The following is a 20,314-nucleotide window of genomic DNA, read 5'->3' as shown; positions in this document are numbered from 1 at the left end:
CTATGGCATCGCCCCATGCATTCTCCTCCATTGCAGCAGTTTGTTAGGTAAGCATACATTTTTGAATTTACTGAAAAAGTAAGTAAACTGCGGGATGTAAATAAAATGTTTCGTCAGCAATGCTCAACACGCGCTAGCAATAAGGTTGTTAAAAATTTCGAACATTTAAAGAGCACATAAAAACATAATAAGAGAAAAACAATATGCGTATCGTGGTGACAGGTGGAGCAACAGGTCTGGGAAAATCCCTTGCGATCAAATGGGCAGAGAAGAACGAAAAAATTAAAATTTGCATTGCCGATGTGAACAGTGAGCGAGGTAACGAGACCGTACATGAGTTAACGTCCCTTGGCGCAGACGCATTTTTTATTTCTTGTGATATCACCTCGGATACCGATGTAGGAAAGCTTGCCAGTACACTGCGTACAAAGTGGGAAGGCGTCGACTACGTTTTCAACAACGCCGGTGTTGCTACGGGGGGAAGTTTACTTGATGAAACACTCGAACAATGGAAGTGGGTATGTGATATCAATATGCTGGGAATGGTGCGCGTGAGTAGAGCATTTTTACCTATGATGAAAACTCAAGGGCATGGTTATTTCGTCAATATCGCCTCACAAGCAGGATTGACCCCGATTCCATATATGGGAAGCTACAACGCAATGAAAGCCGCGGTAGTGGGGTTCTCTGAAACAATGAAGCTTGAGCTAGCACCAGATAATATAAATGTTAGTGTGGTATGCCCAAGTTTTTTCAAAACCAATCTTGATGAGTCGATGCGCAGTTCAAATCCTGCATCGCACACAATGCTCAAAAAGCTTTTTGCAAAAGCTGACCTTAGTAAAGAAGATGTGGCTAATATCGTTTATGAGCAGGTTATGGCCAAACGATTCTTAATTTTGACCCATAAGTTAGGTAAACAGGCATATTTATTGAAAAAACTTCTCCCGTCGATGCGCTACATAAATATGATGCTATCGAAAACAAAAGCAATGAAAAAGGCGATGGCTAAACAAAGCGCGTAATGGATTTTTTTGCATAACGGGTTTTTCGGGCACAGCGCGCTTTCTTGTAATAGCGTGTAGAGCAGCATAAAGCGAATGCCTGAGTAATTTCGAACCAAGCGGAGAGATAATGAATAAGAATGTTGTAGACAAAGCACAAAATGTAAGACAGGGTGAAGAGCTTGATGTTGATGCTGTGAATGCGTGGCTTAAGCAAAATTTATCAGATCAAGTGAAAGCAAGCTGTGATAATTGCTCGTCTCTTCCTTCCGTTACTCAATATTCGGGAGGCGCATCAAATTGGACATATTGTTTAGATTACAAATACACTTCACTGATCCTTCGTAGAGCGCCTGCGGGAACGAAAGCAAAAGGTGCTCACGATATGGGCCGAGAATTCAGACTTCAGCACGCACTCAAGCCTGTCTATCGATATGTTCCAAACATGTATGCCTACTGTGAAGATGAAAGCGTTATTGGCACAGACTTTTATGTGATGGAGAAGTTTACCGGGGTTATACCTCGCAAAAACTTGCCCCGAAATTTAGCTACTACTAAGGCACAAACTGCCCAGTTATGCACGAATGTACTTGATAGTTTAATTGAACTTCACAAGGTGGATTATAAACAGGCCGACTTGTCTCATTTAGGCAAGGGCAGTGGCTATATAGAACGGCAAATAAGCGGGTGGAGTCAGCGTTACAGTAAAGCTAAAACCTGGAACGTACCGTCGGGAAAAAAGGTTATGCATTGGCTTGAAAAAAATATGCCTGACAATGAACGCATTTGCATTACTCATAACGACTTTCGCTTCGACAACGTTGTGCTAAATCCAGATAACTATACAGAAATCATTGGCGTGCTTGACTGGGAGTTGGCAACACTGGGCGACCCGCTAATGGATTTAGGTAATTCACTTGCATATTGGGTAGACGCAGACGATGACTTTCTAGCGCAGTCAACACGGCGTCAGCCAACTCATTTAGAGGGAATGCTAACGCGACAGCAAGTAGTTGCTTATTACTGCAATAAAATGGAAATAGAGATAGACGACTTTACCTTTTATGAAGTTTACGGACTGTTCCGCTTAGCCGGTATTGCCCAGCAAATTTATTATCGTTATCACCACGGTCAAACTAACAACCCGGCGTTTAAACGGTTTTGGATCTTCATTCACTATTTGTTATGGCGTTGCAATAAAGCCATAAAAGCATCAGGAAAAAAATAATGACAACAAGAGAAAATATTCTGATTACCGGCGCAAGCTCTGGACTGGGTAAAGGCATGGCCATCGAATTTGCAAAGAAAGGCCGCAATTTGGCGCTGTGCGCACGGCGTTTTGAAAATCTGGAAACATTGAAAGAAGAGTTGCTAGCGCTTAACCCCAATATCAAAGTGGCAATTCGTTCTTTAGATGTTAATGATCACGATGCAGTGTTTGAGGTGTTCGATGCATTCAAGCAAGACTTAGGATCTCTGGATAGAGTTATTGTTAATGCTGGTATGGGGAAGGGGGCGTCTATCGGTACGGGTTACTTTCACGCAAATAAGCAAACGGCGGTAACCAACTTTGTGTCTGCGCTGGCGCAGTGTGAAGCTGCCATGACCATATTCAGAGAACAAAATAGCGGACATTTAGTGACAATTTCGTCTATCAGCGCAGTGAGAGGTTTTAGGCGAGCGATGACAGTATACGCTGCAACCAAAGCTGGGCTGACGTCTTTGTCTGAGGGAATACGCATGGATGTTATGAATACTCCTATCAAGGTGACGTGTATCCATCCAGGGTTTATTCGCAGCGAAATAAATGAAAAAGTGGAAAAAGTCCCTTTTATTGTCGATACCGATGTTGGCTGTCGCGCAATGGTGAGTGCTATTGAAAAAGAAAAAGCAAACGCCTTTGTACCCGCGTGGCCGTGGGCTGTATTGCATTGGATAATGCGCATTGCGCCTGCAAGTGTCATTAGAAAAATGAGCTAAGAGCGCGTTATGGAAGAGGGGCTATGCGAAAGCGACTTTGGCCTCAAGTTTATTTGCAAAAGCTATAGACATAAAAAAAGCGCCGAAAGGCGCTTTTTAATTGCTAATCGTAAAGATTAACCTAGTGCTTTGATTTGTGCAGCTAGGCGACTCTTATGACGAGCAGCTTTATTTTTGTGAATCAAGCCTTTAGTAGCCATTCTGTCAAGTACTGGAGTAGCAGCAGATAATGCAGCTTGTGCACCTTCTTTATCGCCACGAGCGATAGCAGCAACTACTTTTTTGATGCTTGTACGAGTCATAGAACGACGGCTAGCGTTGTGCTGACGACGCTTTTCGGCTTGGATTGCACGTTTCTTAGCAGACTTAATGTTAGCCAAGGTGTAACTCCCAAATAAATTCATGTCAAAAACGAGGGTGCGGATTGTGCCTACCAATCGCTAAATTGTCAAACGATTTCACGATGTGATTCGTTGGCCATTTTGAAAGCACAATCTATTAAACACAGCCTATTGTAATACAGTAGATGTGCTCAACACGTTACGCATTCGTCGCGAAAGCTATGCAAAAACATTGCATCCCATAACGGGCGCGGATTATAGCAATAAAATAGATAGAAATGCACAACTATTTTGAATAAATCATTTCACCTGCTATTGCCTTTGGTTATCATGATTTGCTTATTCCCCTCTTTATTGTCCATCGGAAGCAGAAGTGTCACGGAAGTTAATCAAATCTGGCTTAATAGTTAGCATAATGACCCTAGTTTCAAGGGTGTTAGGTCTCGTGAGAGACGTGGTTGTCGCCAGGCTTATGGGAGACGGCGCAGCTGCTGATGTTTTTTTCTTTGCCAATAAAATCCCCAATTTTTTGCGTCGGCTATTTGCAGAAGGTGCGTTTGCTCAAGCATTTATTCCTGTGCTGACAGAAGTACATAACAACGATGATAAAAAAGAACTGCGCGAGTTTGTTGCAAAGGTAAGCGGAACGTTAGGCGGTATTGTATTTTTGGTTTCTATTGTGGGAGTTATTGCATCGCCAGTACTCGCGGCACTTTTTGGTACCGGGTGGTTTGTTGCCTGGCTACAGGGGGATGAGGCCGGTGACAAATTCGAGCTCGCCTCGGCAATGCTGAAAATCACCTTTCCTTATTTGGCGTTTATATCGTTAACCGGGCTATCTGGGGCCATTTTAAATACCCTGAACAAATTTGCCGTTGCAGCATTCACTCCCGTGTTGCTGAACGTATGCATTATTTTGTGCGCAATCTACCTCTCGCCTAGCTTATCTCAGCCTGCGTTTGCATTAGCATGGGGCGTATTCATTGGCGGCATCGTTCAATTTTTATTCCAGCTACCCTTCTTATTTCGAGCTGGGCTACTGGTGAAACCCAAATGGGGTTGGCACGACGAAAATGTTGTAAAGGTAAGAACCTTAATGATACCGGCATTGTTCGGTGTGTCTGTAGGGCAAATAAACTTGTTATTTGACACCTTCATTGCCAGCTTCTTAGTTACAGGTTCTATTAGCTGGCTTTACTATTCAGATAGGTTATTAGAGTTTCCGCTAGGTCTTTTTGGTATAGCCATTGCCACAGTGATATTGCCAACGCTATCGAGAAACCATGTAACAAACAATCCTAAAGCGTTCGCTGCAAATATCGACTGGGCATTTCGAATGGTGTGTTTACTTGGCATTCCAGCTGCTGTAGGCCTTGGTACTATGGCTCGCCCTATCTTGACAGTTATTTTTCAAAGAGGCGCATTTACCGCCGAGACCGCCATAATGGCTTCTTATTCTTTAACAGCGTACTCCTTTGGCTTAATTAGCTTTATGCTTGTTAAAATACTGGCCCCTGGCTTTTATTCCCGTCAAGACACGAAAACGCCCGTGAAATTTGGTATTTGGTGCATGGTGGCGAACATGGTGTTTAATCTTATCTTTGCCGTTCCGTTCGGCTATATCGGTTTAGCTATTGCTACCAGTATGTCAGCTACGCTTAACGCCGCTTTGCTTTACATCACGCTGCGTAAACAAGGAGTATTTGAATTAAGTCGCACGTCATTATTTTTCATTGCGCGTGTTTTACTAGCAAGTGCTGTTATGGGCGTAATAATTTACTATCGCGACAGCGGCTTGGCTTTTTTCGATCTTGCACTTATAGAGCAAATGAAAGACTTAGGTATCACCATATTACTGTCCGTTGGTGGCTTCCTGACTACCATGGTGCTGTTAGGGATGAGGCCTCGTCATTTTAGAAGTGGTGGCGAGTAAGCAGTAGTGAGTAAACATCTCAAAATGGCAATCGTTGTTTGTTATTTATAATCATATTGCAACGTTTCTAACGTCTTTACTGAGCAAGGAAAGTTTTGCCGGCCCTTGTATGCTTGGTATTAGAGGCGGGGTCGGCTATAATCGCGAGCTTTAAATTTCTAGCAGTTAAAAAGGTAGTGGTAAACAGTGGAATTTATCCGCGGGCTAAACAATGTAAAACCCCACCATAAGGGGTGTATTCTAACGATTGGTAAGTTTGATGGCGTCCACAGAGGACATCAGGCTGTACTTGCCAACGTGATGGAAAAAGCGAGCTCGCTGTCGTTACCCGCCACTGTTATGGTATTCGAACCACAGCCTGAAGAAGTGTTTACGCCCGAAAAAGCACCTGCTCGAATAAGTCCGCTGCGTGAGAAATACGAGCTGTTGAGACAGCAGGGGGTTGATAGACTACTTGCTGTACGTTTTAACGCTGAGTTTGCAAAACAAAGCGCCGACACCTTTGTTCACGATTTGCTGGTGGATAAACTTGGCGTTAAATTTTTAGTCGTTGGCGATGATTTTCGTTTTGGCTTTGGTCGCAAGGGCGACTTCACCATGCTTGAGGCAGCTGGCCGTCGTTATGGTTTCGATGTGGTCAGTACGCAAAGTTTTACTATGCATGCTCATCGAATAAGCTCTACTGCGGTGAGAGATGCGCTTGCGCAAAGCGACTTTAGCTTGGCAACAGAGATGTTAGGGCGCCCTTTTGCCGTTCATGGGCGTGTTGTACATGGTGAAAAGAAAGGCAGAACCATCGGATTCCCCACCGCCAATGTTATGCTTAAGCGGTTTAAAACACCGATTCATGGCGTGTTTGCCGTGCGTGTGGACATTGACGGTAAGCACTATGACGGTGTAGCGAATATCGGCACGCGACCAACCCTTGATGGCGTTCGTAACCAATTGGAAGTACATATTTTTGACCTATCGGCAGATTTGTATGGCAAACCCATAACCGTGCTGCCCATGGCCAAAATTAGAGATGAAATTAAGTTCGCTTCGTTTGAAGCATTAAAAGAACAAATACAGGCAGATGCCGTCAAGGCGCGTCTGTTATTAGCATAGTTAATCGTGATAAAGTCGCAGCGCGCATTTAAATGTAAAAGCAACCAAATGTAAATGCAACCGCATCATATAACGCCTTCGCAGTGTCACAGAGACATTGGATGAAACTTAAGGTAACCGGATAATACAATTTTATGAGTGATTACAAAGCCACATTGAACCTTCCAGAAACTGCGTTTCCCATGCGCGGTAACCTTGCTCAGCGCGAGCCGAAGATGCTTAAAGACTGGCAGGAAAAAGGGGTGTATACCAAGATCCGCGAAGCAAAAAAAGGTAAGAAGCCTTTTATACTTCATGATGGCCCTCCTTACGCGAACGGTAACATTCATATTGGACACGCGGTTAACAAAATTCTAAAAGACATTATTGTAAAGTCAAAAACGCTTTCCGATTTTGACTCGCCCTATGTACCTGGATGGGACTGCCACGGTCTACCTATCGAATTAATGGTAGAAAAGAAAGTGGGTAAGCCAGGCAATAAAGTGACAGCTGCAGAGTTTCGTCAAAAATGTCGCGATTACGCACAAAAGCAAATAGATGGTCAAATGGCCGACTTCAAACGTCTTGGTGTGTTTGGTGAGTGGAACAACCCTTACAAAACTATGGACTTTTCTTCTGAAGCCGACATTATTCGAGCGCTCAGCAAAATTGTAGACTCAGGGCATCTTGAAAAAGGGTTTAAGCCTGTTCACTGGTGTACGGACTGTGGCTCGGCACTAGCCGAAGCCGAAGTTGAATACAAAGATAAGGTTTCACCTGCCATTGATGTGAAGTTTCCCGTTGCTGACAGCAAGGAAATTGCGGCCGCCTTTGGCGTTGAAGAAAGTGACTTGTTGGCTCACAACGCTGGCGTTGTTATTTGGACAACAACACCTTGGACGTTACCAGCAAACCGTGCAATTAGTTTGAATCCAGAGCTTACTTACACCATTGTGGAAGTTCAGCCATCAAATGACTGGTATGTTGTTGCTCAAGATCTGCTTGAGAGCTGTATGACGCGTTACGGTGTAGAAGAATTCCGCGAAGTAGCAACATGTACTGGTGATGCTCTTGATAAGCTACAGGTCAATCACCCGTTTCTTGATATCAAAATCCCATTAATTCTGGGCGATCATGTTACTACTGAGTCGGGTACTGGCTGTGTTCATACTGCCCCTGCGCACGGTGTAGACGATTTTAATGTGGGCAAGCAATACGACATTGAAGTTTACAATCCTGTTGGTAATAACGGTGTGTATCTTGAAAATACGCCGCTATTTGCCGGTCAGTTTGTTTTCAAAGCAAATGAATCTATTATCGAAACGGTTGAAGAGAAAGGGAACCTTGTCCTCAATGTTAAATACGAGCACAGCTATCCCCACTGCTGGCGCCATAAAACGCCTATTATTTTCCGTGCTACCCCTCAGTGGTTTATCAGCATGGACAATAAAGGTCTTCGCGCTGAGTCTTTGGAACAAATAAAACAAACTAAGTGGATCCCTGAGTGGGGTCAAAACCGCATTGAAAAAATGGTAGAAGGGCGCCCCGATTGGTGTATTTCTCGCCAGCGTACTTGGGGAGTACCCATTCCTTTATACGTGCATAAGTTAACGGGCGAAGTACACCCACAGTCTTCTGCGTTAATGGAAAAAGTGGCATTGGAAGTAGAGAAAAAAGGTATCCAAGCATGGTGGGACATCGATGACGCCGACCTATTGGGTAGTGACGTTGACCATTATGACAAAGTAACAGACACACTGGACGTGTGGTTTGATTCTGGTGTGACCCATTACTTTGTGGTTGACCGTCGAGAAGACCTACCGGCAAGTGCAGACTTGTACTTAGAGGGGTCGGATCAGCACCGCGGTTGGTTTATGTCGTCTTTAATTTCATCTACTGCAATGCATGGACACGCGCCATATAAAGAAGTTTTAACCCACGGCTTTACCGTTGATGCACACGGCAAGAAAATGTCTAAGTCTTTAGGCAATGTTGTGGCACCTCAAGAAGTCACAAACAAATTGGGTGCCGATATTCTGCGTTTATGGGTAGCGTCTACCGACTATCGCGGTGAAATAGCCGTCTCTGATGAAATTCTCAAACGCGCCGCCGATTCTTATCGCAGGGTACGAAATACCGCGCGCTTTTTATTGGCCAATATGAACGGCTTTAAAGTGGAAGATGCAGTGCCTGAGAGTGAGATGGTTGCACTGGATCGCTGGATTGTAGCAAGAGCGAAAGCTCTGCAAGACGAGCTGTTCGAGTTGTATGAAAGTTACGACCTTCTGGTTGTTACCCAGAAAATAATCCACTTTTGCTCAATTGAGCTTGGCTCTTTCTATCTTGATGTGATTAAAGATCGCCAGTACACAGCGAAATCCGACGGTATCGCCCGTCGTTCATGTCAAACTGCTATGTATCACATCGTTGAGGCACTTGTTCGTTGGATTGCTCCAATCACAAGCTTTACAGCTCAAGAAATTTGGGAAGAGTTACCAGGCGAACGCAGTGAGTTTGTGTTCACTGAGACTTGGTATAACGGTTTTAACGACTTCACTCAAAGTGATACATTCAGTGATTCACTATGGGACGACGTTATTCGAGTGAAAGACGCGGCTAACCAAGCCATGGAAAAAGCCCGTAAAGAGGGGCAATTAGGCGGCTCACTAGAAGCAAGCATTAGCTTATTTGCAACAGATTCGCTGTTCGAAACACTATCAAGCTTTGGTGATGAACTTCGCTTTGTGCTAATCACTTCTGGCGTTTCACTTGAGCGTGTAGAAGCTAAGCCAGAAGGTGCCCAAGAAACCGATGTTGATGGTTTGTGGTTAAGCGTGAGCAAAGCGAAAGGTGAAAAATGCGTTCGCTGTTGGCATCACCTTGAAGATGTTGGTTCACACGCAGGCCACGAGGAGTTGTGCGGTCGCTGCGTAACGAACATCGATGGTGAAGGGGAAGTCCGCCAGTATGCCTAATATGACGTCGTCAAAAACTGGGCTTTTTCGCGACACGGGTCTTCGCTTTTTGTGGATCAGTGTCGTCGCCTTTGTACTTGATCAGTGGAGCAAGTACGCGGTTTTAGACTCGATGAACTTGTATCAATCGATAGAAGTTCTTCCTTTCTTCAATTTAACGCATGTTCATAATTACGGCGCAGCGTTCAGCTTTTTAAGCAGTGCCGGTGGGTGGCAAAGGTGGTTTTTTACTGCTATAGCGATAGGGATCAGCGTTGTCATTTTATGGTGGCTAAAGCAATCACCGCGTTCACAAAAACTGCTGCCGGTGGCATTTTCATTTATTTTAGGTGGCGCCTTAGGCAATGTGTATGACCGACTTGTGCATGGCTATGTCATCGATTTTCTCGACTTCTACGTAAACAATTGGCACTGGCCTGCCTTTAATATTGCAGACAGCGCAATTTTTATTGGTGCGGCTTTACTTATCGTAGATATGCTTAAGAATGGCGATAAAAGCGAAGACAAAACACAGGCTGATAACAGCAAAACCTCTCAGCAGTAATCGGATTGAATATGACAGAATCGTTGGTAATAGGTAATGACAGTGAAGTTATTCTTCACTTCGACTTGAAATTGGAAGATGGCTCTGCGGCAGACAGCACCCGCGTAAACAACAAGCCAGCGAAATTAGTGATGGGAGACAGTAGTCTTACGCCTAACTTTGAAGCGTGCTTAGTGGGTTTGAAAAAGGGTGATAAAAAAGCCTTTACTTTAGAGGCCAATGACGCCTTTGGTGAGCCAAATCCTAATAACATGCACTACATGGACAGAAGCCGTTTTGGTGCAGACCTCAAAATTGAGGAAGGTATGATTTTGGCTTTTGCGCAGCCGGATGGATCTGAAATACCTGGAATCATTCGCAGCGTCGCAGGAGACTCGGTCACTGTAGATTTTAATCATCCATTGGCGGGGCAAACTGTCATTTTTGATGTCGAAATATTGGATGTTAAACCAGGCACGCACGCCCAAAGCGAGAGTTAGAACATGCAAATTCATCTAGCAAACCCAAGGGGTTTTTGTGCTGGTGTAGACCGTGCAATTACCATAGTAGAGCGGGCTCTTGAAATGTTTGAGCCACCCATTTACGTACGTCACGAAGTGGTTCATAACAAGTTTGTTGTTGATGGTCTGCGTGAACGCGGTGCTCTTTTTGTGGACGAACTTCACGAGGTGCCAGATGATAGTATCGTTATTTTCTCTGCTCACGGCGTATCGCAGGCCGTACGCAAAGACGCCATATCACGCGGTTTAAAGGTGTTTGATGCTACTTGCCCTCTAGTAACAAAAGTACATATGGAAGTAACGCGAGCGAGTAAAACCGGCACTGAGTGTATTTTAATTGGTCATGCGGGTCACCCTGAAGTTGAAGGCACCATGGGCCAGTACAGCAATGATGATGGCGGGATTTACCTGGTTGAGTCAGAAAGCGACGTTGAAAAGCTAGAAGTTAAAGACCCGTCTAACCTTTATTACTGCAGCCAGACTACTTTATCGGTAGACGACACCGCCGACGTTATTGATGCCTTGAGAGAAAAGTTTCCTGCTATCAAAGGGCCTCGTAAAGATGATATCTGTTACGCAACGCAAAACCGTCAGGATGCAGTGCGAGACCTTGCAACCGATTGCGATGTGCTATTAGTAGTTGGTGCGCAAAATAGCTCAAACTCAAATCGTCTGCGTGAGTTGGCAGAAAAGATAGGGGCGAAAGCGTATTTGATTGCCGACGCGAATTGTATCCAGAAATCGTGGTTGGAGAATGTAAATCACATTGGCGTTACAGCCGGGGCATCAGCTCCCGAGGTTTTGGTTCAAGGCGTCGTCGATCGCCTTAAAGAATGGGGCGCGGTGTCAGCGTCGGAGCGCTCAGGCAGAGAGGAAAATGTTGAGTTTGCTGTACCTAAGGAGCTGCGCGTAAAGCAGGTAAGCTGATTATTATCTAGCCCTCAAACCTTCAAACAATGCCACAGCCGCAACTACACGATAAACTTAAAACCGCAGCAAAAAGCTGCGTTTTTTTTATGCTTTTGTCTACTGTTAATAAGCTAAAAAGAATGGATAATCATACCTATAGCGGTCGAAATCTCATGCCGATACAGGACATTAAACCTTTCGTTTTTTGCATCAGCAGGTTAAGGAAAGTATCTATAATGCGTTCGCGTTGAGATATGGCTGGCAACAAGAGCGAAGATGAATCATTAAAAAGACTGTTTGTATTAAATTATACGTTTAAATAATCAAAGATACTTATTTTAGATTCTTTTGGGTCTAAACTGCTTAACTGGCAAAAGTGTAAACGACGACTAGTTGGTTGAGTAAATATGGCATCGCTAAAGGAAACAATGAAGCACGTTAAGGACAACCACATCACCTCTCAAAAAGGCGTAGGATTGATTGAGATCCTTATCACGTTGTTTATTTTAGTGGTGGGTCTGCTAGGTGTTGCCGCTTTGCAGTTTACGGGCTCTTTTGCGAACAAAGATGCAATCAGCAGAACCCAGGCAGAATTAGTCGCAGCGCAAGTAGCTGAGAGACTTAGAGCTGCTGCACGCCCAGCCACGGTAGGTGACGGCATGGTAGTCAATAATGCCTATTTCTCCACATCGTCCTACAATTTTTCTTCGCTCAGCTGTACTGGTTCAACTCAGCCTTATCAGTGTTTTTGCTTGTCTAAACCCGCAGCTGTCCCAAATTGTGAAAATAACGAATGTTCTGAACAACAGATGGCGCAATATGACGGTTGGGCCTTGTCGTGTTCGGCAGTTCAAACTAATCCCCAAACAACAATTTCGGTAGGGTGTAATGATAACAACAGCGCCGATATATATACCTGCAGCGCAGGTTCTCGTATTGAAATTATACTATCGTGGCCAGTATCGTCATCGGGCAACCAAAAGTACACGCTAAACACCCGTTGCAACCCTTCAACAGGCACAAGCAATGCCTGTGTTTTGAAGGATATAACACTATGAATTTGCATTCTGCAAACGGTTTTCAAGGTAACAATATTGTTTCTAAAAATAAGAAGCATGCAGGTTTTTCATTGGTGGAATTAATGATAACCCTCACCTTAGGGCTAATCATTTCTGGCGCAATTATTCAGGTACTAGTAAGCAGCAGCGTAACTAATAAATTGAACCAAGCCGTTTCTCAAGTTCAGGAGTCAGGTCGATTTATAATGAGCCGGCTTTCGAAAGAGTTTTACGAAGTTGGGCGTTACGATTTAATCACTGCAAATATAGATACATCGGTGGATATTGTCGCTGAAGCTGCCTATGTGCAAAACAATGCGGTAGCTCTGGCCGGAGATTTTATCAATAATGCTACTCTCGGCACCGTTCAAACGGGCAGTGGAGGAAGCGACAAGCTAGTCGTTAGCTTACTTGGCGCGAGTGACTGTACGGGTAATCGTCACGGTTATCCTGTCGATACAGAATTCCACGTTGTAAATCATTATTTTGTCGTGGGTAGCGAGCTTAAATGCACGGGGTATGACGGCCGCGTATTGCGAGGGCTTAAGTCCCAAACTGTGTCTCCTATTACAGTGACATTGTTAGATAATGTTGAAAGCTTTCAAATACAATTTGGTGTATCGGACGAAATAATGACGTCGCAGGGGCAGGCTATTTCTTATGTTACTGCTGATCAATTAGCCAACATGCGCGCGAATAACCAACTTGTGGTCTCATTGCGTTGGGCACTTATGCTTAAAAGCTATCAAAACGAGGTCAGGCAAACTACCGCACAAAAATTTGCACTACTTAACGAAGCAGCAAAAACCATGGACACCGCACATTATTATCAGGTCTTTTCTAAAACGTTAGCGCTTCGAAATATGAAAAACTTTGTCAGGAGTTCACGATGAAACAGCATGGTTTGGTAATGGTATTCGCGCTCCTAGTACTTCTCTCAATTACGGTACTGGGTGTGAGCGCTGTAACGAGTAGTTTATCTCAGTCAAAAATGGCTATGTCGATGCAGCAAAGCGGTTTGGCTTTTGATGCAGCTGAATCAGCCATAGCCGGCGTGTTTTTTGAATCTGAAGACGAAGTGCTATTAGCAGACGATACGCTAACAGACCCGCTTTCGGAAGCGCGACAGGGAACAATATTCGACCCTGATGTTGATGATATGAGTTGTTTTGATGATGGTGATTGGACCGATAGACACATGACAGCAGGGGGTCTTACTACTGGCAGCAGGCATGTAACGTCGGGAAGCTATCAATCTTCTATGAAGACGAAAAGCTGGTCGAGAACAGCGTTTATTAGAGAGCAAGCATGCCGCGGGTCGAGCAACGTCATTGGCGGTAGTAACGTGAATTGCCATGTTTTTATTATTAGAGGGTGTGGAAAAGTGACAGGGAAACCTACAGTAGTAGCAAACTCGCTTGCCGCTTCGGTTTTTGGTCCGGCATCTCAATAGGTAGCATTATGAAAAAGTTAATAAGTTATTTAACATCAAGCGTTCTGTTTAGTTGTATCGGTTTTTCTGCCCTAGGCGATGACCTGGATATCTACCTGGGCAATGCTGATAGTGCTGTTACTTATAATCCGAATGTGCTCTTTATTATGGATTCTTCGGGAAGTATGGGAAATTACGACGGGACAACTCAATCTCGTATGTTAAGAGTACAGAATGCGCTTAAAAATGCATTAGGATCTGCTACCAACATCAATGCAGGACTGATGCGTTTCTCCGATTACGGCGGACCCATTCTTTACCCGATAAGAGATATCGACGATGCGGTAAGACCTGAAATTGTGCTCTCTACCGGTAAAAACAACAATGATGCCCATGAAATTGACGGCTCAGTCACTACAGAGTCAAATGAACTGGTCTTAAGTAAAGGTACTAACACAGTTACATCAGGCTTGCGCTTTGATGGTCTAAAAATTCCCCAGGGAGCAAGCATAGTAAGCGCTAATATCCGTTTTACTTCAGAAGGTTTTGATATAGCTGATACTTCTTTAGTAATATCTGCAGAGGCATCTGCAAGCGGGTCTGAATTCTCTGCTTCTTCAAATAATCTTTCATCCCGTGTTAAAACCGCGACCAATGTAGAATGGACAACAAACAACAGTTTTCCAACATCAGGTGAAGTGGTTACCACGCCGGATATAAGCAATGTTTTGCAAGAGGTGATTAATCTTTCAGATTGGTGCGGTGGAAAAAGCATCAACATACTGATTGAAGGTTCAAGTATTAACCCTCTCAGTGATAGAAAAGCACGAGCGATTGACGAGGGGTTAAGCGGCTCTCCTCAACTTGTCGTATCTTATGACGATACTACCGCTACCGGGTGTACGCAGGGTGAAAGTGTTTATCAAGTGGCGTCTCAAGGAGAGAATTACGAGGAGGACACGAACGGTTATCCTAATACTGGAAGTATTCTGTCTTTCACTAACCAATATAACAGTTATATTGCGGTCCGCTTTAACAACATAAATTTGCCTCAAGGTGCCGAAATTGAAGAGGCATTCATAGAATTCAGTGCTTACGATACAACCACAACATCAAATGCTAGTATGCGAATTCGCGGCGTCGCTCAAGATGACGCAGCATCTTTCCCTAATACAAATGGCAGAAGAAACAGGAACAGAGCGCGCTATACATTAAGAGACCTCCCAAAAACATCGGGCCTGGTTTGGTCAATGCCCAGCTTTTACAGCTATAGTGATTACCGAACCCCCAATATTAGCAGTATGTTAAAGGAAATAGTCGATCGTTCCGGCTGGCGACCGGGGAACGATATGGCATTTGTTTTTGATGATTTCCAAGGATATCGTGGAGCATTTAGCTATTCGGGCGAGGCGTCACTTGCGCCTCGATTAGTCATCAAATACAACGGTGCAGCAACGCCAGGGGCCTCTTTCACTGTGCGTGAACACTTGATGAGTAAAGTGGACGAATTAAGTGCAAATGGTCTTACCCCGATAGTTGATACACTCTATGAAGCAGCCAACTATTATGGCGGCAATGCGGTGGATTACGGGCTGGAGAGAGGTAAAAGTGACGTCAGTAACACGGTAAGAAGGAGCACTCGAGTCAGCCATCGAGCTTCTTATCTTGGAGCAGATCCCATTCGTCCATCGGGATGTTTAGAGGACAACCTTTCCGACAGTGATTGTATAAACGAGCGTATACCGGCAGGTGCTACTTATATTTCGCCCGTATCAGACCTTCAATGTCAAACTAACAACCACATTGTGCTGCTTTCCGACGGTCAGGCAAATAACAATCACAGTGTAAATAAAATACAGACCCTGCTAGGTGAAAGTTGTACCGGCAGTGGCGGTGAAAAATGTGGACTTAATTTAGTACGTAATATCAGTGAAGCAGAGACCTCTGTCATTGGTCCTCGCGTGATAACCCATACCATCGGTTTTGCCGCCAACAGCACGGCGAATAACTTTTTGAATCAACTTGCCGTTCAAAGTGGCGGTGGATTTTATCAAGCAGATAACAGTGAAGATCTGTTAGAAGCTTTTAATACTATTTTGCGTTCTGTGAAGGATATTAATGCGACCTTTGTGTCACCCGGTGTGGCGGTGAACCAATTAAATCGTCTAACTCATCGCGACGAGCTATATTTTGCATTATTTAAGCCTAGCGAGGGTGCAATATGGCCTGGAAACCTGAAGCGCTATCAGTTGAGCGGAGATAAAGTACTAGACAAAAATGGTAACAGTGCTGTTGATAGCGTCACAGGGTTCTTTTCCGAGAACTCTCATAGCTATTGGTCAGTGTTAGCCGACGGCAAAGATGTGCGTGAGGGGGGAGCGGCAAGCAAGCTATTATCAGGAAGAAACCTTTATGTTTTCGATAGTACAGGCGCCATAGTTCGAAGTGCCAATGAACTGCACGAGCGCAATGAATCTATTACTGAGTCGGACTTGGGAATTGCGGATGAAGATGATGCAGAGGCTCTTAGAGATGTGCTTTTAAAATGGGCAAGAGGAGTTGATGTCAAAGACTCTGATGGTGATGGCAGCACAAGCGACTTTGTGCCTAGAATGGGCGACCCTATTCATTCTCAGCCTATTATTGTCAACTACGGTGAAAATGACTCTGCAATATTTGTGGCGACCAATCACGGTATGATTCACTCCTTTGATACTGAGACCGGCGCTGAGAATTTTGCCATTATGCCCAAAGAGCTGTTATCTAATCTTGATCATTTCTACAAAGATCTCTCGTCGTTTAATCATAAATATGGCATAGACGGAGATATGGTTCTGAGAACGGTGGGAAGCAGCACTTACCTCTATGTCGGCATGAGAAGAGGTGGCAGAAATTACTATGTTTTCGACGTTACTCAGAAAACGTCACCGGTACTAAAATACAAGATTGAAGGTGGCGCTGGCGCATTGGCTAAGTTAGGTGAAACGTGGTCAAGACCTACCATAACAAAAGTAAAAATGGGTGGTTCGGTTAAAAACGTTATGATTGTCGGAGGCGGTTATGATAACGCTCAAGATGACAGAATGGTAAGAGCGAGTGACGGCTTCGGAAACGCTGTATTTATATTTGATGCCGATACTGGAGCACTTCTATGGCATGCCAGTAATGAAGGGGCCGATTTAAATATCCCTTCAATGCAATACAGTATTCCAGGGCGAATCTCAGTTATCGATAGAGATAACGATGGTTTAGCCGACCATATGTATGTGAGTGATACGGGTGGCCAACTTTTCCGATTAGATATCTATAACGGTGAGACTGGAGCAGAGTTTATTAAAGGGGCTAGACTGGCTGACTTTGGTGGCGATACAGCAGAGTCGAATCGACGCTTTTACTACGGACCAGATGTCACAGAAATAGCGTTGCGTGATGAACTTTACTATGGTGTTGCCATAGGCAGTGGTTGGCGCGCTTCTCCACTTGATACAGTGGTTGAAGATAATTTTTATATGCTAAAAGACGGTGGAGTTTTCAATCGGGATACCGATGGAGACTACACCTTTATGCCGACCGTGTATGAGAGTGACATGTACAATGCGACGAGTCATGCGTTAACCAGCAGTGTTGAATCGGAGAGAGAAATTGCTGCTCAAGATTTTGCCAATAAATCAGGATGGTATCTGAATTTGACAACTGGAGGAGAAAAAGTTCTTTCCTCACCGCTCATCATTGATTATAAGGTTTTCTTTACAACCTATGTTCCATCTTCTAGCAGTACAAGTGCATGTGCACCTCCTACTGGGAATAGCAGGGCGTACTTAGTGAGTATGTTTAATGGTAATGCACTGACCGACTTAAACATCAACGGCATTCTTGATAATGACGATCGCTCGGCCGATCTGAAGCAAACAGGTATTGCGCCAGAAACTAAGATTTTGATTGAAAATATCATTAGCCCAGTGGTTTGCTTGGGAACAGAATGTGTTTCTGCGGTAATTGAGGTTGATGAAGACGGTAATGATAAAGCGTGTGCTTCTGAGTTTGAATGCTTGGGTCAAAATATTTATGGCAGGTTTGAGCGCATTCAGCGGGGCAGTTGGCATTCTGAAACAGAGCGAGAACAGTGATTGTGAGTAAACAAAGCCAAAAAGGTTTTTCATTAATAGAATTGATGATTGTGGTCACCATTATTGGCATTATTGCTGGTATTGCGTATCCGTCTTACCAGGGCGTTATTGCAGATGGCTATAGAGGGACTGGACAGGCAGATTTGCTTGCATTTGCTGCTGCTATGGAGCGGCATCAAAGTGGTTCATTCAGCTACGAAGGCGCAGGAAGCGGCGGCAGTAATACTGGGGCGCCCGCTATTTTTGCTACTTACTCACCGTCATCTGAAAATGCGGCGAACAAGCGTTATAATTTAACTATTGTTGCTGCTAACGCAACCAGTTATGAACTCAAAGCAACGCCGGTGAGTGGCTCAGGTCAGGCTAGCGATGGCGCATTGTTCTACTTTAGCGATGGACGCAAAGGGTGGGACAAAAATAATAACGGCTCTCTAGATTCGGGAGAGTATTGCTGGTCTTGCTAAAAGTACTGTCTCTATGTGGCAATACAGTTAAGGAGCAGGTTTAATCGGGGTGAGCCTTTGTATATCATCCCAAGTCTGCTCGTATGGCTCAGAAATAATGTTTTCCCGCTGTTTGTTAATTATCATCTGGTGAGACGTTTCTGCACTTTTTAATGCGCTCCACAAAGACTCAGTATGCCCAAAGGCGCTCATCAGCCCCGCCGTAACTGTGAGAAACAAAGCATTTGCGATCAGCACTTCTATCAAAGCACCACCTCCCTGACTGCTAACACTATCACCTGCTTTCGATTGCTTGTTGATTTCGTTCATATTTTACAATGCCTTTTTCAGATTATTAGACCAGCTTCCGGGAATAGACATTATTTTTGCAAGTTTAGGGGCTTTTTGAAGGTTGAGTAGAACTTGCTTGGCGTAACTGTTTGAACCAAATTGTTGAAGCGATATTGGGGTGTTTGAGCATAGTGCACCTTGTATACTTGCTCCGTGTTCTATGGTAACGCTGTGTTTAGTGGTATTGCCTGACAGCATTATTATCATGCCGTAGAAAGGCGTACCTGCGGTAACAAGAACATCTCCATCTTCAACAATAAGCAGCATTGGGGTCGACGCGCTACTGTGGTCGACATCGTTATAGTTTAATTCGCAGTCTCCTGTTACCCAGTGCATAGTCGCCCCTTTAAGGTCTACACACTCGTTTGTGGTATTACTAAGTGGAAAATATTTTGCTGTCAGCGTGCTAACACTCCTATTAAACAACCATTGCGTAATGTTTGTATCGGAGGACGTTGACTGAAAAACGCTTGGGATATTAAGTATGGCAGGGTAGTGAAGGAAGCGCTGGCTCATCTCAGTGGCAAAGTGACTATCATGATAGGTAACAGTTACGTCGAATACTTTAAGTGGCTGAGAATTTGCTCCCTCATAGTTACTCGTTAAAATAGTATGGGATATATTTGTGTTGGTCGATTTTATGGAACTTATTGGCACAACACGCAACTGCGAACCTATACGTCGAAGTTCATTTTTTGTTGCGGTATAGCTATCTTTCGCCGTCGATGTGGTACTTTTCATTATCTTATGGCGATTTACGGCCGCACTAATACTGGCCAAAGTGAACGCAGAAATACCGAGCAGCATTAAAACAGATGCCATAATAAACACGCCACGTTGTTTTTTATCGGTTTTCTGTTTCAGCTTAATGGTAAGTGCGGTGAGTACTTTTCTATTTTTGTCTAACATTCGCCACCTCTACGATAAAAACTTTAGTAGCCTTCACACTCGACATTATTCGGCTGGATGCTTTTATGGTTACTGTATAGCTGGCTCCCCATGACGTGAGGGCGGAAGTAGCAACTGAAAAGTCGTCTATTTGAATGTCTTTACTATCGGTAGCATCTTGCCAGTAGGCTTGCTTACAGGTTCGTTTGGCTACGCGATACTCTATGGCTTTGTCTCGAAGTCGAAATCCAAAAAATTCGTTGGGTGAGGTGCTTACTTTACCGTCACTATTTTGGTCATAGGAAAAAGTGATACAGCTATTCGCAGCCTCCTTGCCAAATTGTGAAATAGCTACTGAAGCGAGCGATGTTGAAGGTAGTGCAAGTTGAACGACTTTTGTCTGCTGCAGGTATCCGGCTTTCTCTAGATGTGTTGATATCACGTGTTCAAGGGCGTCAAGCTCTTCTTCAATGGCAATCGCGAATTGCACTTTTAATAAGTTAGAGTAGAAGTAGGCAGTATGCTGGGTCGCAAATACCATTAAAATACCCGCTATACTGATAGCGATGAGTAATTCTACGAGACTAAATCCGTTATATGGCCCCTTTTTTAAAGTGCGGTATTCTGCTCGCTTTGTTTGCTTCCTTTTCACTTTAATCTGTCCCGGGTGTTGTCGACCCGCGGCCTGTCGACCCGAGATCTGTCGATCCGAGATCTGCCCATTTTGTTTAGTCTTGCCTTTA

18 protein-coding genes are annotated in these 20,314 nt (G+C 44.2%); 14 read left to right on the top strand and 4 right to left on the bottom strand.

The window, feature by feature from the left end; genetic code table 11:
- The first annotated feature begins 203 nt into the window (after positions 1 to 203).
- From BM528_RS12680 to BM528_RS12670, 3 genes are all read left to right on the top strand, one after another.
- Positions 204 to 1,025 carry an SDR family oxidoreductase gene (locus tag BM528_RS12680; RefSeq protein WP_071980126.1) on the top strand — a complete coding sequence of 274 codons (822 nt, stop codon included), beginning with the start codon at positions 204 to 206 and terminating at the stop codon, positions 1,023 to 1,025.
- 109 nt (positions 1,026 to 1,134) lie between these two features.
- Complete coding sequence (locus BM528_RS12675; RefSeq protein WP_071980125.1) at positions 1,135 to 2,232, top strand: phosphotransferase family protein; 1,098 nt, start codon at positions 1,135 to 1,137, stop codon at positions 2,230 to 2,232.
- On the top strand, positions 2,232 to 2,984 hold the full coding sequence (locus tag BM528_RS12670) for an SDR family oxidoreductase (protein WP_071980124.1): 753 nt from the start codon (positions 2,232 to 2,234) through the stop codon (positions 2,982 to 2,984). Before BM528_RS12675 ends, BM528_RS12670 begins: the two co-directional genes overlap by 1 nt.
- A 116-nt stretch (positions 2,985 to 3,100) precedes the next feature.
- On the opposite strand, the gene rpsT is transcribed toward BM528_RS12670, so the two are convergent.
- Positions 3,101 to 3,364 carry a 30S ribosomal protein S20 gene (rpsT, locus tag BM528_RS12665; RefSeq protein WP_071981307.1) on the bottom strand — a complete coding sequence of 88 codons (264 nt, stop codon included), beginning with the start codon at positions 3,362 to 3,364 and terminating at the stop codon, positions 3,101 to 3,103.
- 334 nt (positions 3,365 to 3,698) lie between these two features.
- Here rpsT and murJ point away from each other — a divergent pair, with 334 nt between their 5' ends.
- The 11 genes from murJ to BM528_RS12610 all read left to right on the top strand — a co-directional run bounded on the left by murJ (position 3,699) and on the right by BM528_RS12610 (position 18,353).
- Positions 3,699 to 5,258 carry a murein biosynthesis integral membrane protein MurJ gene (gene murJ / locus BM528_RS12660; RefSeq protein ID WP_071980123.1) on the top strand — a complete coding sequence of 520 codons (1,560 nt, stop codon included), beginning with the start codon at positions 3,699 to 3,701 and terminating at the stop codon, positions 5,256 to 5,258.
- Between the two features lie 186 nt (positions 5,259 to 5,444).
- Positions 5,445 to 6,365: a bifunctional riboflavin kinase/FAD synthetase gene (gene ribF / locus BM528_RS12655; protein WP_071980122.1), complete on the top strand. Its 921-nt coding sequence runs from the start codon at positions 5,445 to 5,447 to the stop codon at positions 6,363 to 6,365.
- A gap of 134 nt (positions 6,366 to 6,499) precedes the next feature.
- A complete protein-coding gene (gene ileS, locus BM528_RS12650; RefSeq protein ID WP_071980121.1) occupies positions 6,500 to 9,319 on the top strand; it encodes an isoleucine--tRNA ligase in 2,820 nt (939 codons plus the stop codon).
- Positions 9,312 to 9,863: a signal peptidase II gene (gene lspA, locus BM528_RS12645; RefSeq protein ID WP_083595282.1), complete on the top strand. Its 552-nt coding sequence runs from the start codon at positions 9,312 to 9,314 to the stop codon at positions 9,861 to 9,863. Before ileS ends, lspA begins: the two co-directional genes overlap by 8 nt.
- Before the next feature lie 11 nt (positions 9,864 to 9,874).
- Positions 9,875 to 10,342, top strand: coding sequence for an FKBP-type peptidyl-prolyl cis-trans isomerase (gene fkpB / locus BM528_RS12640; RefSeq protein WP_071980120.1), 468 nt, complete (start codon positions 9,875 to 9,877; stop codon positions 10,340 to 10,342).
- A gap of 3 nt (positions 10,343 to 10,345) precedes the next feature.
- Entirely contained in the window at positions 10,346 to 11,290 is a 945-nt protein-coding gene (gene ispH / locus BM528_RS12635) for a 4-hydroxy-3-methylbut-2-enyl diphosphate reductase (RefSeq protein WP_071980119.1), read from the top strand.
- A gap of 410 nt (positions 11,291 to 11,700) precedes the next feature.
- Positions 11,701 to 12,330 (top strand): pilus assembly protein PilV, encoded by a 630-nt coding sequence (locus tag BM528_RS12630; RefSeq protein ID WP_071980118.1) that lies wholly within the window; start codon positions 11,701 to 11,703, stop codon positions 12,328 to 12,330.
- On the top strand, positions 12,327 to 13,223 hold the full coding sequence (locus BM528_RS12625) for a PilW family protein (protein WP_071980117.1): 897 nt from the start codon (positions 12,327 to 12,329) through the stop codon (positions 13,221 to 13,223). The genes BM528_RS12630 and BM528_RS12625 overlap by 4 nt, the downstream gene beginning before the upstream one ends.
- The gene (locus tag BM528_RS12620) at positions 13,220 to 13,783 is read left to right on the top strand and encodes a pilus assembly PilX family protein (RefSeq protein ID WP_071980116.1); all 564 of its coding nucleotides are present in this window, start codon (positions 13,220 to 13,222) and stop codon (positions 13,781 to 13,783) included. The genes BM528_RS12625 and BM528_RS12620 overlap by 4 nt, the downstream gene beginning before the upstream one ends.
- 8 nt (positions 13,784 to 13,791) lie before the next feature.
- Positions 13,792 to 17,889 carry a PilC/PilY family type IV pilus protein gene (locus tag BM528_RS12615; protein ID WP_071980115.1) on the top strand — a complete coding sequence of 1,366 codons (4,098 nt, stop codon included), beginning with the start codon at positions 13,792 to 13,794 and terminating at the stop codon, positions 17,887 to 17,889.
- Entirely contained in the window at positions 17,889 to 18,353 is a 465-nt protein-coding gene (locus BM528_RS12610; protein ID WP_071981305.1) for a type IV pilin protein, read from the top strand. Before BM528_RS12615 ends, BM528_RS12610 begins: the two co-directional genes overlap by 1 nt.
- A gap of 27 nt (positions 18,354 to 18,380) precedes the next feature.
- Here the strand turns inward: BM528_RS12610 and BM528_RS12605 are convergent, their stop codons facing one another.
- The 3 genes from BM528_RS12605 to BM528_RS12595 are packed head-to-tail and all read right to left on the bottom strand — an operon-like array spanning position 18,381 to position 20,223.
- Positions 18,381 to 18,662 (bottom strand): hypothetical protein, encoded by a 282-nt coding sequence (locus BM528_RS12605; RefSeq protein WP_071980114.1) that lies wholly within the window; start codon positions 18,660 to 18,662, stop codon positions 18,381 to 18,383.
- Positions 18,663 to 18,665: 3 nt separating this feature from the next.
- Positions 18,666 to 19,592, bottom strand: coding sequence for a hypothetical protein (locus tag BM528_RS12600; protein ID WP_071980113.1), 927 nt, complete (start codon positions 19,590 to 19,592; stop codon positions 18,666 to 18,668).
- On the bottom strand, positions 19,576 to 20,223 hold the full coding sequence (locus BM528_RS12595) for a prepilin-type N-terminal cleavage/methylation domain-containing protein (RefSeq protein ID WP_071981304.1): 648 nt from the start codon (positions 20,221 to 20,223) through the stop codon (positions 19,576 to 19,578). Before BM528_RS12595 ends, BM528_RS12600 begins: the two co-directional genes overlap by 17 nt.
- Between the last annotated feature and the right edge of the window lie 91 nt (positions 20,224 to 20,314).

Origin of the sequence: Alteromonas sp. RW2A1, from assembly GCF_001886475.1 — a bacterium.
Lineage (GTDB): Bacteria > Pseudomonadota > Gammaproteobacteria > Enterobacterales > Alteromonadaceae > Alteromonas > Alteromonas hispanica.
The sequence above is the reverse complement of the archived record's forward strand: the minus strand, read 5'-3'. Positions and strand labels throughout refer to the sequence as shown.

Coding starts and splice junctions, on each gene's coding strand:
- BM528_RS12615 (WP_071980115.1), top strand. CDS start 13,792: ATGAAAAAGTTAATAAGTTATTTAACATCAAGCGTTCTGTTTAGTTGT.
- BM528_RS12680 (WP_071980126.1), top strand. CDS start 204: ATGCGTATCGTGGTGACAGGTGGAGCAACAGGTCTGGGAAAATCCCTT.
- BM528_RS12670 (WP_071980124.1), top strand. CDS start 2,232: ATGACAACAAGAGAAAATATTCTGATTACCGGCGCAAGCTCTGGACTG.
- BM528_RS12600 (WP_071980113.1), bottom strand. CDS start 19,592: ATGTTAGACAAAAATAGAAAAGTACTCACCGCACTTACCATTAAGCTG.
- BM528_RS12605 (WP_071980114.1), bottom strand. CDS start 18,662: ATGAACGAAATCAACAAGCAATCGAAAGCAGGTGATAGTGTTAGCAGT.
- BM528_RS12625 (WP_071980117.1), top strand. CDS start 12,327: ATGAATTTGCATTCTGCAAACGGTTTTCAAGGTAACAATATTGTTTCT.
- BM528_RS12620 (WP_071980116.1), top strand. CDS start 13,220: ATGAAACAGCATGGTTTGGTAATGGTATTCGCGCTCCTAGTACTTCTC.
- BM528_RS12675 (WP_071980125.1), top strand. CDS start 1,135: ATGAATAAGAATGTTGTAGACAAAGCACAAAATGTAAGACAGGGTGAA.
- BM528_RS12630 (WP_071980118.1), top strand. CDS start 11,701: ATGAAGCACGTTAAGGACAACCACATCACCTCTCAAAAAGGCGTAGGA.
- lspA (WP_083595282.1), top strand. CDS start 9,312: ATGCCTAATATGACGTCGTCAAAAACTGGGCTTTTTCGCGACACGGGT.
- fkpB (WP_071980120.1), top strand. CDS start 9,875: ATGACAGAATCGTTGGTAATAGGTAATGACAGTGAAGTTATTCTTCAC.
- ileS (WP_071980121.1), top strand. CDS start 6,500: ATGAGTGATTACAAAGCCACATTGAACCTTCCAGAAACTGCGTTTCCC.
- ispH (WP_071980119.1), top strand. CDS start 10,346: ATGCAAATTCATCTAGCAAACCCAAGGGGTTTTTGTGCTGGTGTAGAC.